General features: G+C 40.8%; 12 protein-coding genes. 5 read left to right on the top strand and 7 right to left on the bottom strand.

The annotated features are described in order from the left end of the window. Positions 1–3 precede the first annotated feature (3 nt). The 4 genes from panD (at position 4) to radA (ending at position 3,900) form a co-directional block, all read left to right on the top strand. Positions 4–354, top strand: coding sequence for an aspartate 1-decarboxylase (gene panD, locus LDL79_RS08030; RefSeq protein ID WP_072981173.1), 351 nt, complete (start codon positions 4–6; stop codon positions 352–354). 28 nt (positions 355–382) lie between these two features. Further along, positions 383–1,324, top strand: coding sequence for a lysylphosphatidylglycerol synthase transmembrane domain-containing protein (locus tag LDL79_RS08025; RefSeq protein WP_225599844.1), 942 nt, complete (start codon positions 383–385; stop codon positions 1,322–1,324). 78 nt (positions 1,325–1,402) lie between these two features. Continuing rightward, the gene (locus LDL79_RS08020) at positions 1,403–2,539 is read left to right on the top strand and encodes an alpha/beta hydrolase (RefSeq protein WP_225599843.1); all 1,137 of its coding nucleotides are present in this window, start codon (positions 1,403–1,405) and stop codon (positions 2,537–2,539) included. Continuing rightward, positions 2,539–3,900: a DNA repair protein RadA gene (gene radA, locus LDL79_RS08015; RefSeq protein ID WP_225599842.1), complete on the top strand. Its 1,362-nt coding sequence runs from the start codon at positions 2,539–2,541 to the stop codon at positions 3,898–3,900. Before LDL79_RS08020 ends, radA begins: the two co-directional genes overlap by 1 nt. Positions 3,901–3,972: 72 nt before the next feature. On the opposite strand, the gene LDL79_RS08010 is transcribed toward radA, so the two are convergent. From LDL79_RS08010 to LDL79_RS07990, 5 genes are all read right to left on the bottom strand, one after another. After that, complete coding sequence (locus tag LDL79_RS08010; RefSeq protein ID WP_167598538.1) at positions 3,973–4,719, bottom strand: succinate dehydrogenase/fumarate reductase iron-sulfur subunit; 747 nt, start codon at positions 4,717–4,719, stop codon at positions 3,973–3,975. A gap of 69 nt (positions 4,720–4,788) precedes the next feature. Further along, complete coding sequence (locus LDL79_RS08005) at positions 4,789–6,792, bottom strand: fumarate reductase/succinate dehydrogenase flavoprotein subunit (protein ID WP_072981165.1); 2,004 nt, start codon at positions 6,790–6,792, stop codon at positions 4,789–4,791. Between the two features lie 3 nt (positions 6,793–6,795). Then, positions 6,796–7,452 carry a succinate dehydrogenase cytochrome b subunit gene (locus tag LDL79_RS08000; protein ID WP_072981163.1) on the bottom strand — a complete coding sequence of 219 codons (657 nt, stop codon included), beginning with the start codon at positions 7,450–7,452 and terminating at the stop codon, positions 6,796–6,798. A 260-nt stretch (positions 7,453–7,712) separates the two neighbouring features. Next, positions 7,713–8,102, bottom strand: a complete 390-nt coding sequence (locus LDL79_RS07995) for a DUF2721 domain-containing protein (protein ID WP_072981161.1) — start codon at positions 8,100–8,102, stop codon at positions 7,713–7,715. 11 nt (positions 8,103–8,113) lie between these two features. Then, the gene (locus tag LDL79_RS07990) at positions 8,114–11,029 is read right to left on the bottom strand and encodes a WD40/YVTN/BNR-like repeat-containing protein (protein ID WP_225599841.1); all 2,916 of its coding nucleotides are present in this window, start codon (positions 11,027–11,029) and stop codon (positions 8,114–8,116) included. A 121-nt stretch (positions 11,030–11,150) separates the two neighbouring features. On the opposite strand from LDL79_RS07990, the gene LDL79_RS07985 reads away from it, so the two are divergent. Further along, positions 11,151–12,443 carry an aminopeptidase P family protein gene (locus LDL79_RS07985; RefSeq protein ID WP_225599946.1) on the top strand — a complete coding sequence of 431 codons (1,293 nt, stop codon included), beginning with the start codon at positions 11,151–11,153 and terminating at the stop codon, positions 12,441–12,443. Positions 12,444–12,536: 93 nt separating this feature from the next. Here the strand turns inward: LDL79_RS07985 and LDL79_RS07980 are convergent, their stop codons facing one another. Both LDL79_RS07980 and LDL79_RS07975 read right to left on the bottom strand, forming a co-directional pair. Beyond that, on the bottom strand, positions 12,537–12,977 hold the full coding sequence (locus tag LDL79_RS07980; protein WP_072981157.1) for a hypothetical protein: 441 nt from the start codon (positions 12,975–12,977) through the stop codon (positions 12,537–12,539). Positions 12,978–13,103: 126 nt separating this feature from the next. Then, the gene (locus tag LDL79_RS07975; protein ID WP_225599840.1) at positions 13,104–14,762 is read right to left on the bottom strand and encodes an Ig-like domain-containing protein; all 1,659 of its coding nucleotides are present in this window, start codon (positions 14,760–14,762) and stop codon (positions 13,104–13,106) included. Positions 14,763–14,817 lie beyond the last annotated feature (55 nt).

Raw genomic sequence — 14,817 nt, 5'->3', positions numbered from 1 at the left:
ACCATGTTAGTTAACGTTGTAAAATCAAAAATACACCGCGTAAAAGTTACCGGCGCCGAACTTCATTATATAGGTAGTATTACCATTGACGAAGATCTTATGGATGCAGCCGGTGTTATTGAAGGAGAACGTGTACAAATCGTAAATGTTACCAACGGTGAACGCCTGGAGACTTATGCGATTCCCGGGCCACGCAAAAGCGGGGAAGTCACCTTAAATGGTGCTGCTGCTCGTAAAGTCGCAAAAGGCGATATCCTTATTCTTATCACCTATGCTTTTATGGAGCTGGAAGAAGCTAAAGCGTTTAAACCTTCTCTAGTTTTCCCTAACGAAGAAACTAATTTGCTCAATTAACTTGAGCAAAAAATCCCTCATAAAATTATTGAAAGTTGCCATCCCGTTGGGGATCGGGATACTTTTGATCTATTATTCGTTAAGTTCGGCCACACCACAAGAGCGCGCCATCCTTTGGAACAACATTAAGGACGCACCTCCAGTTTACATCGCTGTTTCGCTCATGTTTGGCGTTTTAAGCCATCTATCCCGAGCTTATCGCTGGCAGTATCTTTTGCAACCTATGGGCTACCACCCCAAATTAAGCAATAGGTTTATGGCGGTTATGGCAGCTTATTTGGCTAATTTAGGCATTCCTCGAAGTGGAGAATTGTTGCGCGGGGCGCTGCTTACCACTTATGAAGATGTCCCTTTTGAAAAAGCTTTTGGCACTATAATTTCAGAACGTATTGCCGATTTTTTGATGCTTCTTTTAGTAGTAAGTATTGCTATTGTTTTACAAACCGACACCTTATTAAGCTACCTACACGAACAAAATATCAATCCGCTATATACCGTATTGTTTTTAGCTGCCGGCGTACTACTCATCGCTCTGGGCTTTAAAATTATACAACGAGCCAAAACAGGAATATTAGCTAAGCTCAAAGACTTTATGGCCGGCCTCGTAGAAGGCATGAAAAGCATCTTAAAAATGCGGAACAAATGGGCGTTTATAGGACACACCTTCTTTATTTGGATCATGTATATTTTGATGTTCTGGGTGATCAAATTCACGATTCCTGAAATATCTTATGCTTCTACAGGTGTTATTCTTGCTGCGTTCGTGATTGGTTCGTTTGCCATTTCTGTAACTAACGGCGGGATCGGGGTATATCCTATAAGTATTGGCGCCTTATTTATTTTCTTCGGCTTTAGCAAGGAAGGCGGTGAAGCTTTTGGGTGGATCGTTTGGGGATCTCAAACCTTACTCGTGCTGGTTCTGGGAGCTCTTTCTTTTTTACTGCTCCCTATTCTTAACAGGAAAAAATAAGCAGCTTTGGTTTGATTAATAGGCGGTAGTTAACTAGAGAATAATGTTTAACTTCACCTTGCCTTAATCTACTTTTCCATGAAAAAAATACTACTCCTGATATTGCTTGTATACAGCAGTATCAATGCTCAGGTGCTTTATGAATCTGTACCTTCTTCAAAATTCAACGAACCCCGAAATGTAAAAATTCAGCTTCCGCGTAATTACGAAGCAAACGAAGACAAATATTATCCGGTCATTCTAGTTCTCGACGGTGACTACCTTTTTGAGCCGGTAGCCGGAAGCGCTGATTATTACAGCTATTGGGAAGACATGCCACAGGCGATCATCGTTGGCGTGATGCAACCTGACCGCATGGAAGACACCGTTTATGACGATGCTAATTTTTTACCTACTGGTCAAGGAGCTGACTTTTTTGAGTTTTTAGGAATGGAACTTTTACCGTGGCTCAACAAACAATACCGTTTAGCACCGTTTAATGTAGTTGTAGGTCACGACGCTACCGCTGGCTTTGCTAATTATTATCTGATGAAAAATCCGCCGTTATTCAATGCTTATATTTCATTGAGTCCCGACTTAGCTCCGCAGATGAATGAGCGTCTTACAACTATTTTGAAGCAAACCGAACAACAAATTTTTTATTATCAAGCAACAGGAACTGAAGACATTCCTTCCTTAAGAGAAGAAACTTTAGCCCTTCATCAAGCCCTAAGCGGAATAGAGAATGAAAAGTTTCATTATTATTTTGACGATTTTCAAGATGCCACCCATTATTCTTTGGTAGGGCGTGCTATTCCTAAAGCTTTAGAAAAAGTGTTTGCGGTTTACCGCCCCATCAGCAAAAAAGAATTCACCGAAAAAATACTTAAAGCTGATTCGCCGTTTGACTACCTGATCGAAAAATACACGGTAATGCAAAATCTTTTTGGTCTAGATGATAAGATCAGAATCAACGATTTTATTGCGATTGCAGCAGCTCTCGAGAAAAAATCTGATTGGGATGGTTTTGAAAACCTTGGTAAATTAGCAAGTAAAGAATACCCGGAAACGATTTTAGGCCCCTACTATTTGGGACGTTCTTATGAGGGTAATGGCGAGCCTAAAAAAGCTATGCGCACCTATGAAGGCGCTCTCGTCTTAAAAGAAATAGGCGATCTAAATAAAGATATTCTTGTTGCACGATCGCAACAGATTAAAGATGATTTTGGATATTAATGGCAAAAGTAAAAACAACCTTTTTCTGTCAAAACTGCGGCGCCCAATTTGCTAAATGGCAAGGGCAATGCACTTCATGTAAAGAATGGAACACTATTGCAGAAGAAGTTGTACAAAAAGTTGAAAAAACCGGCTGGAAAACAGAACCGCAATCTACCAAACGTGTAGCTAAACCACAACGCATCAAAGAGATTGACACCACTAAAGATGCCCGGTTAAATACTGAAAACAACGAACTCAACAGCGTTTTAGGAGGCGGGCTCGTTCCCGGCTCTCTCACACTATTGGGCGGTGAACCCGGTATAGGTAAAAGTACACTGATGCTGCAAATAGCACTAACCTTACCGTACACCACACTTTATGTTTCTGGGGAAGAAAGTGCGCAACAAATCAAAATGCGTGCAGAACGAATTAACCCTGCTGCTGAAAATTGTTTGATTCTTACCGAAACCAAGACGCAAAACATTTTTAAGCAAGTTGAAGCGGTGAATCCAGACATTGTGATCATCGACTCGATACAAACGCTGCATAGCGATTATATTGAAAGCGGAGCAGGAAGCATCTCTCAAATTAGAGAAACCACTACAGAACTCATTAAATTCGCTAAAGAGACCGCCACCCCGGTGATTCTCATCGGTCACATCACAAAAGATGGAAACATTGCCGGCCCAAAAATTCTGGAACATATGGTAGATACTGTGCTTCAGTTTGAAGGTGATCGCAATCACGTTTATCGCATTTTGCGCGCACATAAAAACCGTTTTGGATCTACCAGCGAACTTGGGATTTATGAAATGCAAGGCAGTGGTTTGCGTGAAGTTTCTAATCCTTCAGAAATACTGATCTCTAAAAATGATGAGGATTTAAGCGGAACAGCGATCGCTGCAACTTTAGAAGGAATGCGGCCGCTAATGATAGAGATACAAGCACTTGTAAGCACCGCGGTATATGGCACCCCACAGCGTAGCGCAACGGGTTATAATGCTAAACGCTTAAATATGATCCTCGCCGTTTTAGAAAAACGCGCAGGCTTTAGACTGGGCGCCAAAGATGTGTTTTTAAATATCACCGGCGGAATTTCAGTAGACGATACTGCGATAGATCTTGCCGTCGTTGCTGCCATTTTATCGAGTAACGAAGATATTTCGGTTGCTAAAGATATTTGCTTTGCTGCTGAAGTAGGCCTTGCCGGAGAAATACGCCCGGTTACCCGTGTAGAACAACGCATACTTGAAGCTGAAAAGTTAGGCTTCGGTACAATTATGATTTCTAAATACTGTAAAGTTCCGAAGAACAACTACGGAATCACCATCGTACGCGTTGCTAAAATGAACGATGTGGTAGAATGGTTATTTGGCTAAAAAGAAATCCTTATGCATAAAAAAAAGCGCCTTGATCAAGGCGCTTTTCTTTTTATCTGCTCTGTGGTTCTATTATCCTTTTGTGGTCGCACTTAAGTATTCACGGTTCATACGCGCGATGTTCTCTAAAGAAATTCCTTTAGGACATTCAATCTCACAAGCTCCGGTATTGGTACAGTTACCAAAACCTTCCAGATCCATCTGGCGCACCATATTCTCAACACGCTCTACAGCTTCAACCTGACCTTGAGGTAACAAAGCATATTGCGAAACTTTAGCTGAGGTAAATAACATCGCACTTGCATTTTTACAAGCAGCAACGCAAGCTCCACAACCAATACAAGTAGCTGCTGCAAAGGAATCGTCTGCGTCGTGTTTATTTACAGGAATGCTGTTCGCATCAATGGTATTCCCCGAAGTATTTACCGAGATATACCCACCTGCGTGCTGAATACGATCAAAAGAAGAACGGTCAACTATCAAATCTTTTATAACCGGAAATGCAGTTGCTCTAAATGGCTCAATAACGATGGTATCGCCATCTTTAAATTTGCGCATGTGTAATTGACAGGTAGTCACTAGACGGTCTGGACCGTGTGGTTCCCCGTTGATTTGTAAAGAACACGCCCCACAAATTCCTTCACGACAATCGTGATCAAATTCTACCGGATCATCTCCTTTAGCAATAAGCTCCTCATTTAAAACGTCAAGCATTTCAAGAAAAGACATATCATCTTCAATCCCGTCAATAGGATAAGTGACCATCTTTCCTTTTGCGTTAGCGTTTTCTTGGCGCCATATTTTAAGTGTAAGTTTCATATTTCTTTAGATTTTAGTATTGAGTATTGAGTCGCTAAGTATTAACACTTCGTAGCTCAACACCGGCATCTATTTATAACTTCTAGTTTTTAATTCAATATTCTTGAATTCTAAATCTTCTTTGTGCAGTTGGGCTTCTTTAGGCTCGCCTTTGTATTCCCAAGCAGCTACATATTTAAAGTTCTCGTCATCTCTGAGCGCTTCACCTTCTTCAGTCTGGTACTCTTCTCTAAAGTGACCTCCACAAGATTCATTTCTATGTAAAGCATCTTTTGCAAAAAGTTCACCTAACTCAAGGAAATCAGCTACACGACCGGCTTTTTCCAATTCGGCATTTTTACTTTCAGCAGCACCGGGAACTTTTACATTTGCCCAGAAATCCTTACGCAGCTCAGCAATTTCTTCAATCGCTTCTTTTAAACCTTGTTCGTTACGCGCCATTCCACATTTGTTCCACATGATTTTACCCAATTTCTTGTGGTAATAATCAACAGAATGTTGCCCGGAAGCGTTCATTAGACGTGCGATTCTATCTTTCACATCTTTTTCTGCTGCATCAAACTCTGGAGTTTCAGTAGAAATTTTTCCGGTTCTAATATCTTTTGAAAGATAATCTCCTATTGTGTATGGAAGCACAAAATAACCATCAGCGAGACCTTGCATCAATGCCGAAGCTCCTAAACGGTTAGCACCGTGATCTGAGAAGTTTGCTTCTCCTACAGCATAACAACCAGGAATCGTAGTTTGTAAGTTATAATCAACCCAAAGACCACCCATAGTGTAATGCACCGCAGGGTAAATCATCATAGGAGTCTCGTATGGATTTTGATCTACGATCTTCTCATACATTTGAAAAAGGTTACCGTATTTAGCCTCAACAACCTCTTTACCAAGTTTTATAATTTCTTCCTTAGACGGATTTTTATGTCCTGAAGTATACGCCTTTTCTTTTCCATAGCGCTCAATTGCACTAGAGAAATCAAGATACACAGCCTCTCCTGTTTTATTCACTCCAAACCCGGCATCGCAACGCTCTTTTGCTGCTCGTGAAGCCACATCTCGAGGAACCAAGTTACCAAAGGCAGGATATCTACGCTCTAAATAATAATCTCTATCTTCTTCTTTAAGCTGTGTTGGTTTTAGTTTTCCGGCACGAATAGCTTCTGCATCTTCTTTCTTCTTCGGAACCCAGATACGACCATCATTACGCAAAGATTCTGACATCAATGTCAACTTTGACTGGTGATCTCCCGTAACCGGAATACACGTAGGGTGAATTTGCGTGTAACAAGGGTTTGCAAAATATGCTCCGCGACGGTGTGCTCTCCAAGCCGCCATTACATTACAACCCATTGCGTTGGTTGATAAGAAAAATACGTTTCCGTATCCACCACTTGCTAATACTACCGCGTGCGCCGAGTGACGCTCGATCTCACCGGTAACCATATTACGAGCGATGATCCCTCGTGCTTTGCCATCAACAAGAACCACATCCATCATTTCGTGACGGGTGTACGATTTGATCTTTCCACGGTTAATTTGACGGTTCATTGCAGAATAGGCTCCTAAAAGCAATTGCTGCCCTGTTTGTCCTTTAGCGTAGAAGGTTCTGGATACCAAAACCCCACCAAAAGAACGGTTATCTAAAAGACCACCATATTCCCGTGCGAAAGGAACCCCTTGCGCCACACACTGGTCTATAATATTTGCTGATACTTCCGCAAGACGATATACGTTAGCCTCACGCGAACGGTAATCACCACCTTTTACGGTATCGTAAAATAAACGATAGTTAGAATCGCCATCTCCCTGATAGTTTTTTGCCGCGTTGATCCCTCCTTGTGCTGCAATAGAGTGCGCACGACGTGGAGAATCCTGATAGCAAAAAGTCTTTACATTATATCCTAACTCTGCCAGTGTTGCCGCAGCACTACCTCCTGCAAGACCGGTACCCACAACGATAACATCAATGTTACGTTTGTTAGCTGGGTTTACCAGGTTGATATCGTTTTTATGTTGTGTCCACTTATCTTTAAGAGGACCTTCTGGAATATTTGATTTGAATGCTGACATCGTCTAGTGATTAAAATGATGAAACAACGCGATGAAAATAAATCCGGCAGGAATCACGATTGCATAAACTTTTGCAAACTTTTTAAGCCCTCTCGCATACTTGTTATTGAAGCCTACAGACTGAAATGAAGAAGCGAAGCCGTGATACAAGTGCAATGCTAAAAAAACAAAAGAAAGCACGTATAAACCAGTTCTTACAGGGCTGTGAAATTTCTCTACCAATTCCCCATAATAACGCGTCGCGTCGCTAGGGTTTGCTTCGATATACTTGTAGGCAATTTCCGGAAACCAGAAGTCATAAAAATGAAGTCCTAAAAAGGCTAAAACAACAATACCTGTATAAATCATATTACGACTTACCCAGCTCGAATTTGTGTTTCCTTTGTAGCTTACATAACTCACCTTTCTTGCCGAACGGTTACGCGCTTCTAGAATGAAACCCATCACAAAGTGAAAGATAACCCCAAAAATAAGTACCGGCTGAAGAATCGCCTGTACTAAGAAATTAGTCCCCATAAAATGAGAAAACTCATTAAAGGTTTCAGGGCTAAAGGTCGAAGTAAGGTTAATTGTAAAATGCTGACCTAAAAACAATACAAGGAACAAACCTGAAAGTGCCATAGCTACCTTTCGGGCGATAGAAGAGGAAATGATTCCCATTTATTTACGTTTTTAATTTAGTGGCACAAATTTACGGCTCAGCGGTTTGTTTCACAAACATTGTGGCTGCTTTTGGAATCGTTATAAATAAGAAGAAAAATGTTCAACAAAGCCTTCGAAAACCTTTGAAATCAAGGGTTTTTGTTGAACAAAAAATTTAAAGAATGTTCAAAATCTATCTTCCTCGACCAATCTGAATAAGATATACACGTAGAAAAAAGCAATCGATTTCCTACTAAGCTTTTGGTTAAACGCTTCGGTCAATCATCCATATCATTCAACTGAATTTCTAATGCCTGTGTGCTGAGTTGCACTTCGGTAAAAGAAAGCGCCAGTGAAATCATTAGCGCCACCAAACTAACCCCAAAAACAACATTCGCCCAAACTGATTTTTCGATATAGATAAAGAACATCGTGATCACAGCCAGCAAAAAACTTACGATCGCCATTGCCTGCATCGCCTTGATGATTCCTAATCTACGTCTCAATTGATAGATCTGTGCTTTTATAGGACTTGAGGATTCTTCCTGATAGCGTTTATACAACTCCCTGATGAGCGCTGCGATTGCCAGATATCGTGCGTTATAAGCCAGCATTGTTAGCGATATCGCCGGAAATAACAATGCCGGTATACTTAAACTTAATTCCATTTGTATTGACTTTAGTCTTCTTCAGGAGCGTTAGCTGCCGCCTCAGCACGGTCACGACGTCTGCTTCCTTCATCGATTTTAAACGGTGTGGTTTGTGATTTCCCATTAAGACTCACCTGAACTTTGTAGGCGCCCGGCGCAATGTAGTACACCTCGTTTTGAGATTTTGAAATTTTAAGATCTTTAGTCTCTCTTTCTAATTGTTTCTTTCCTGCTTCAGAAATGCTTAAATCATAAGGGATATAGTTAAAGCCTTTCTCTACATCTACCTGCCAAGATTTAATTGATTTTTCTTCGGAACTCAAAATTTCAAGAGTTGCTTTTCCGCTTTGCGGGGCATAGACAGCGATTTTAATTTCGGGAGTATTCGCTGCTCTCCAAGCGCTCCAAGAACGTCCCCAATTGGTAGAATAATCAACCGCATCTAGTTCAAAAAGCTGTAAAGCCGAAGCGTTTTTTGTGTCAAATTTCTGGATTTCATCAAGGTTGGTTATATAAATAGATCTTCCGTGAGTCCCTATCACAAGATCATTTGCTTCGGTTTGCACCACCATATCGTGAACCGCCACGTTAGGCATGCTTCCATCTAAAAGCTCCCAACTTGCCCCCTGATCAAAACTGATATAACTCGCATCATCAGTACCTAAATACAAGATGTTTTCTTTTACCGGATCTTCAATAATTACATTCACCGGAGACAAGGGAAGATCACTACTTATATCCTTCCAGTTTTTCCCGTAATCATCACTCACATAAACATAAGGCTTGAAGTCATCATAACGATAGCCATTGAGCGTTGCGTAAACCCGACTCTTTTTGTGAGACGAAGCAATTACTTTACTCACCCACAAATTCTGAGGTAACCCTGCGGAAATAATATCCCAGCTGCCGCCCGCATCTTGAGTAACCTGAATAATCCCATCATCGCTCCCCGTATATAGTAGCCCAAACTGAAAAGGTGATTCTGAGATATTGGTTAATGTCCCGTAAGGCACATTTCCTTTTTTACCGCCAGCGGTTAAGTCTGGAGAAATTGGCGTCCAATCATCACCTTGATTCATAGATCGCATCAGTTTATTTCCACCCATATACAAGATATCTTGATTGTGTGGTGAGAGTAAAATAGGCGTTTCCCAATTGAAACGATAAGGCGCTTCCCCTAAATCGTGACTTGGTTTTATAAAGCTGCGCTCGCCGGTTTCTAAATTCATACGGTTATAATACCCAAACTGCGACCCGGCATAAACAATATCGCTGTTGCGGCGATCTATCTGCACTTGCATCCCATCTCCGCCTCCAATAGATTTGTATGGATATTGCCCTTCGGCCTCATAGTCTTTAGAATAAGAATACGTATGCGGACCTTTCCAAGTACCGTTATCCTGCAAACCTCCATAGACATTATAGGGTTTTTCATAATCTACGTTAATCGCGTAGAACTGTCCTAAAGGTATTGAGTTAAGCTTGTTCCAGCTTTTCCCGGCATCGTAAGACATGTTGAGTCCGCCATCATTACCATTAATCAAATGATTCGGCATTTTAGGATCTACCCAGATTACGTGATGATCAACGTGTACGTTAGGCTCATCGATATAAGTAAACGTTTTTCCTCCGTCTGTAGATTTGATTAGCGGAACACCTACGAGATAAATTTCGTCTTGATCTTGGGGATTTACATCCATCTCTGCAAAAACATATCCATACGAAAAGAAGAAATCGTCAATGTATCCATCGTGGGTGCGCTTCCAGGTTTTTCCTCCATCTTTGGTCAAGTAAATTTCAGCACCGATCACTTCGCCTTCAGCATCCGCGGCATTTTTATCGTACGTGTATAAAAATAGATCAGAAGGCTTCAATTCGTCGCCCTCTACCATCGCTTTTACTTTGGCCACCTCATATTGTCTTGGAAAACGATAGGAGCGTAGGTAATCAGCAAGGCTTTCATTCTCTAAAGCCAAAAATTCGCCTTTAGACATTCCTTTAAACGTCTCTGGCGTAAGTGCTTTTTCATCGCGCTCCACTCCTCGCTCTTTAGCTTCTTTTCGAATATCTTGATTGTCGTGAACGGCATACACAGTGTTTTCATCAACAACAGCAACCCCGATACGTCCAACGCCTTTGCCTTGCGGAAAACCATTACCCGTGGTCACCAACTCCCAAGTATCACCAGCATCTGTAGATTTGTAAATTCCTGAATTTTCTCCTGAACCTATGAAATCCCAAGCGGCACGCTCGCGCTCCCAAGCCGTAGCATACAGCACCGAAGGATTCTCCGGAGCTTCAGCCAGACTTATAATTCCTGTTTTATCATTGATAAAAAGCGTTTTCTCCCACGTATCACCACCATCTGTAGTCTTGAAAATCCCGCGCTCTGTATTATCAGAATATAAATGCCCTAAAGCACCTACCACAGCCACATCAGGATTGGTCGCATCAAGAACGATATCGCTAATGTGATGCGAATCTAAAAGACCTTTTTGCTCCCAGGTTTTACCACCGTCAGCACTTTTTAAAATACCGATGCCGGCATAAGAAGAGCGCGAAGAAATGGTTTCTCCTGTCCCTACCCAAATGATATTTGCCGACCAATTTACTGCAATATCCCCTACATTTTGGGTAAGTGCGGTGTCAAAAACCGAGTCAAAGGTGTTTCCATTGTTAGAAGTGTGCCACACTCCGCCTGTAGCATACGCCACATAAAATTCTGTGCTGTTTTCAGGATTGACTTCGATGTCTACCACACGACCGCTCATAATCGTGGGCCCAACATTTGTAAAGGGAATATTTTTTACAATAGAATTTTTAAGCATTTTATCTTTAGCTTCAAGCGATGTTTTAACCTGCTGGGCAGCGGTAGCCGTCTGCTGAGCTTGTGTGGAAAAACAAATACCTAAAAGAAAGAGGGAGAAGAATAATCTTGTTTGCATAGAGAAAAGTTTTATGCTTCTAAAAATAGCCATTTAGTTAAAGAATTGCTAAGTAAATTAAATGGAGTTTAACAGGCTTTGGGCAACAGAGTTTTTAACTTTGGCAAAATTCAATTTAGATATGAAATACGACCTTATAGATCGCCAACTGTTTATTAAAAATCGCAAGAATTTTATGGAGGCTATGAAGCCTAACAGTCTTGCCGTTTTTAACAGTAACGATATTTATCCCATAGGTGCAGACAGCACGATGCCTTTTCAGCAGAATAGAGATTTATTCTACCTAAGTGGCGTAGATCAGGAAGAAAGTATACTGGTTCTTTTTCCGGATTGCCCAAAACAAAAGCATCGCGAAATACTCTTTTTAAAAGAAACTAACGATCATATTGCGGTTTGGGAAGGCGAAAAGCTCACTAAAGAAAAAGCGCTAGAAGTAAGCGGCGTTGAGACGGTGTACTGGCTTCAGGAATGGGACAAAGTTTTTTACGAACTCATGACTCAGGCTGAAACTATTTACATCAACACCAACGAGCACTATCGCGCTAATGTAGAAACCGAAACACGTGAAGCTCGTTTCAACAAGAAAATTAAAGAGCAATATCCTGCGCATAGTGTAGCCAAGAGCAATCCTATTTTACAGCGTTTACGCTCCGTAAAAGATGCCATTGAACTTGATGTGATGCAGCAAGCCTGTAACATTACAGAAAAAGGCTTTAAACGCGTTTTGCAGTTCACCAAACCGGGCGTAATGGAGTATGAGATCGAAGCTGAATTTATGCACGAATTCCTGCGCAACCGCTCCAGAGGTTTTGCATACACTCCAATTGTAGCTTCAGGAAATAATGCTAATGTGTTGCATTATGTAGTGAATAACGCCGAATGTAAAGCCGGAGATCTAATCCTACTCGATATCGGTGCAGAATATGCAAATTATAGCAGTGATATGACGCGTACTATTCCGGTTTCAGGAAAGTTTACAGAACGCCAGAAAGAAGTCTACAACGCTGTTTTACGCGTAAAAAAGGAAGCAACTAAAATGCTCACTCCCGGAACACTTTGGGGACCTTATCACGAAGAAGTAGGAAAATTGATGACTTCTGAATTGTTAGGACTTGGCTTATTAGATAAAGCAGATGTTCAAAATGAGAACAAAGACTGGCCGGCTTATAAAAAATACTTTATGCACGGTACGTCGCACCATATTGGCTTAGATACTCATGATTACGGATTGCTTCATGAACCTATGCAAGCAAACAACGTTTTTACAGTAGAGCCGGGTATTTATATTCCTGAGGAAGGATTCGGAATACGCTTAGAAGATGATGTCGTTATCCAAGAAAATGGCGAACCTTTCAACTTGATGCGCAACATTCCTTTAGAAGTTGATGAAATCGAAGATTGGATGAATCGCTAGTACACGTTAGACAAAATTAAAAATCCCTTGATTAGTCAGCTAATCAAGGGATTTTGTCATCTCAATACTTATTTCTAAAGTCTTAAATCTAGTCTAAAACCAGTTTGACCAAGGAATTCTGGTAAGCATCACAAGAAGTCCTAAGGTATAAAATATAGCTAGCAATTTAAATTTCGGTTTTGAGGTCAATTTCTTTTTATGCTTGCTGTACCCCACAGTCACAAAAACAATGGTAATAATCATCGCCAGTGGATGCTCTACAACATATAAGCGCAAGTTAGGATCACTCATCGCAGCACTCATACCTTGAGATGCGATCGCTTTTGCCCCTAATGGTGAAACAAAATACAAAACGATCCCTATGAGTAATTGAATATGCGTTACGATCAGCGTGAATAATGCTAATCTGAAATCTCTAGCACCAAACTCTTTACCTCCAAAATAAGATATCAGCGAGTTGATGGTTGTTAATGTGAGTACAATGAGTACTAGATAAGCCCAGTACGAGTGTACAAATTGAATGGTAGTATACATAGCCTAATATTTGAGCCTCAAAGATACTTTTTTAGCTTGAAACACGCTCTTTAGACCATTGTATAAAAATAGCCCCTTCTCCAAATGGAGAAGCGGCTATCTCAAACTATTTTGATCAATAATCTGCTACTCCCAAGTATTTTCAGCTGGAGTTCCTCCCCAGATCAAAGTAGCCAGATAAGGATTGTCAATAAACGGATTACGAACGCCCTGAGCACCTTCAATAACTTCATTACGTTGACGCTCAAAGTCAGAAACCGGATCTTCACGATTCCATTTGAGGAATAAATCTAACGTACCCACTTTAGTATAATCTTCGCCGTAGCGCACATTCAAATAAAGCACCATACGTGCAACATCTCCTTTCCATTCGTCTCCCGGAAACCACGAATTACCATTTACTAATTGATACGCACCACTACCATCAGTGTACGGATAATTCAATCGTAAAGAGTTGACTTCGTCATCTGTAGAACGTAAGTGATGTAAATCTGTTACCGCTTCTTCCGTTGATAATCGCGATTGCGGAAAAATATGTTCGGTATTGAATGTCTGTGGTGTATGAGAGTTACTTCCTGAAGTGTATTCTCTTCGGTCTCTGCTTTCGCCGGAATACATCAAAATCACATTAGCCTGATTATCTAAGTCAGCATCTGCATCGTAAAGAAATTGGTGTCTGTCTGTATACTGCAAAATAGTAGTATGCATATTTTGGGTAAGTGTACGCAGTACCGTAAAATTTCGATCGAGATCATTTTGTGTTATCGCGATGTTCTCATAATAATAGGTCAAATCAGCCGGTATATTGAACGCTATCGCATCAACCAACTCAATTGTAATTTCAGCAGTTACACACGATGGCGTTTCATCATCATCGCATAGCGTGTAAACAATAGTATCTTCACCAATAAATCCTGATTGTGGTGTGTAGGTAATGCTACCATCCTCATTCAATACAGCAGTACCTGTACCAGAATAACTAATATCAGTAACTACAGCATCATCAATTAGTTCGTCATTATCTGTAAACCCTTCAATTAATAATGCTTGATTATTTTGATCAAAGAAATACGCATCGTCATTAGCTATTGGCGTTCCTTCATCGATCACGTTAATGCTAATTGTAGCCGTTGAACAAACAGGCGTTTCATCATCATCACATATCGTATAGGTGAAAGTATCTTCGCCAGAAAAACCGTTAGGCGCAGTGTATGAGATCGAACCGTTATCGTTAAGCACCGCAGTTCCTCTGGTATCGGTAAGATCTAGCCCCGAAACCGTAGCATTATCAAGTAGCTCATCATTTTCAAGATAATTATTAATTCTGAAAGTTGCATTTTCTTCTACTTCATAAGTATCATCAACTGCAACAGGATCTGAACCTGTAACGGTGATGGTCACCGTTGCTGACGAGCAATTTACAGGGGTTTCTGCATCACACAAAGTATAGTTAAAAGTATCTTCACCCGTGAAGTTCTCTGGTGGAGTATATGTGAAGGTTCCATCGCGATTATCTAAAATGGTTCCGCCTTGTGTAGATTCTGCGTCGGTCTCTGACACACGACCAAAATCAAAAATGGTATCGTTGTCTAAAAGACTACTTATCACTATTGCTTCATTTTCGCCAGTAGTATAGGCATCATCAGCAGCCACAGGCTCATTAACTTCAGGTTCTGGTTCTGGAGTTACCGTACTGTCATCACCACCACTACATCCTAAAAAAAGAATCAGTGTAAAAAGGCTTAAGAAGCTCGATAGAAATTTAGGGGTAGTATTTTTTTTCATAATTCTAAATATTGCATTTCAATATAGGTATAGAAAAGAAAACCTCCTACTTGAG

The organism is Leeuwenhoekiella palythoae (assembly GCF_020310025.1).
Lineage (GTDB): Bacteria > Bacteroidota > Bacteroidia > Flavobacteriales > Flavobacteriaceae > Leeuwenhoekiella > Leeuwenhoekiella palythoae.
This window is presented reverse-complemented; position numbering and strand designations above follow the sequence as displayed.

Excerpts from the sequence above, each read along its gene's own strand:
- LDL79_RS07980 (WP_072981157.1), bottom strand. The coding sequence starts at position 12,977 with ATGTATACTACCATTCAATTTGTACACTCGTACTGGGCTTATCTAGTA.
- LDL79_RS08000 (WP_072981163.1), bottom strand. The coding sequence starts at position 7,452 with ATGGGAATCATTTCCTCTTCTATCGCCCGAAAGGTAGCTATGGCACTT.
- radA (WP_225599842.1), top strand. The coding sequence starts at position 2,539 with ATGGCAAAAGTAAAAACAACCTTTTTCTGTCAAAACTGCGGCGCCCAA.
- LDL79_RS08010 (WP_167598538.1), bottom strand. The coding sequence starts at position 4,719 with ATGAAACTTACACTTAAAATATGGCGCCAAGAAAACGCTAACGCAAAA.
- LDL79_RS08005 (WP_072981165.1), bottom strand. The coding sequence starts at position 6,792 with ATGTCAGCATTCAAATCAAATATTCCAGAAGGTCCTCTTAAAGATAAG.
- LDL79_RS08020 (WP_225599843.1), top strand. The coding sequence starts at position 1,403 with ATGAAAAAAATACTACTCCTGATATTGCTTGTATACAGCAGTATCAAT.
- LDL79_RS07975 (WP_225599840.1), bottom strand. The coding sequence starts at position 14,762 with ATGAAAAAAAATACTACCCCTAAATTTCTATCGAGCTTCTTAAGCCTT.
- LDL79_RS07985 (WP_225599946.1), top strand. The coding sequence starts at position 11,151 with ATGAAATACGACCTTATAGATCGCCAACTGTTTATTAAAAATCGCAAG.
- LDL79_RS07995 (WP_072981161.1), bottom strand. The coding sequence starts at position 8,102 with ATGGAATTAAGTTTAAGTATACCGGCATTGTTATTTCCGGCGATATCG.
- panD (WP_072981173.1), top strand. The coding sequence starts at position 4 with ATGTTAGTTAACGTTGTAAAATCAAAAATACACCGCGTAAAAGTTACC.
- LDL79_RS07990 (WP_225599841.1), bottom strand. The coding sequence starts at position 11,029 with ATGCAAACAAGATTATTCTTCTCCCTCTTTCTTTTAGGTATTTGTTTT.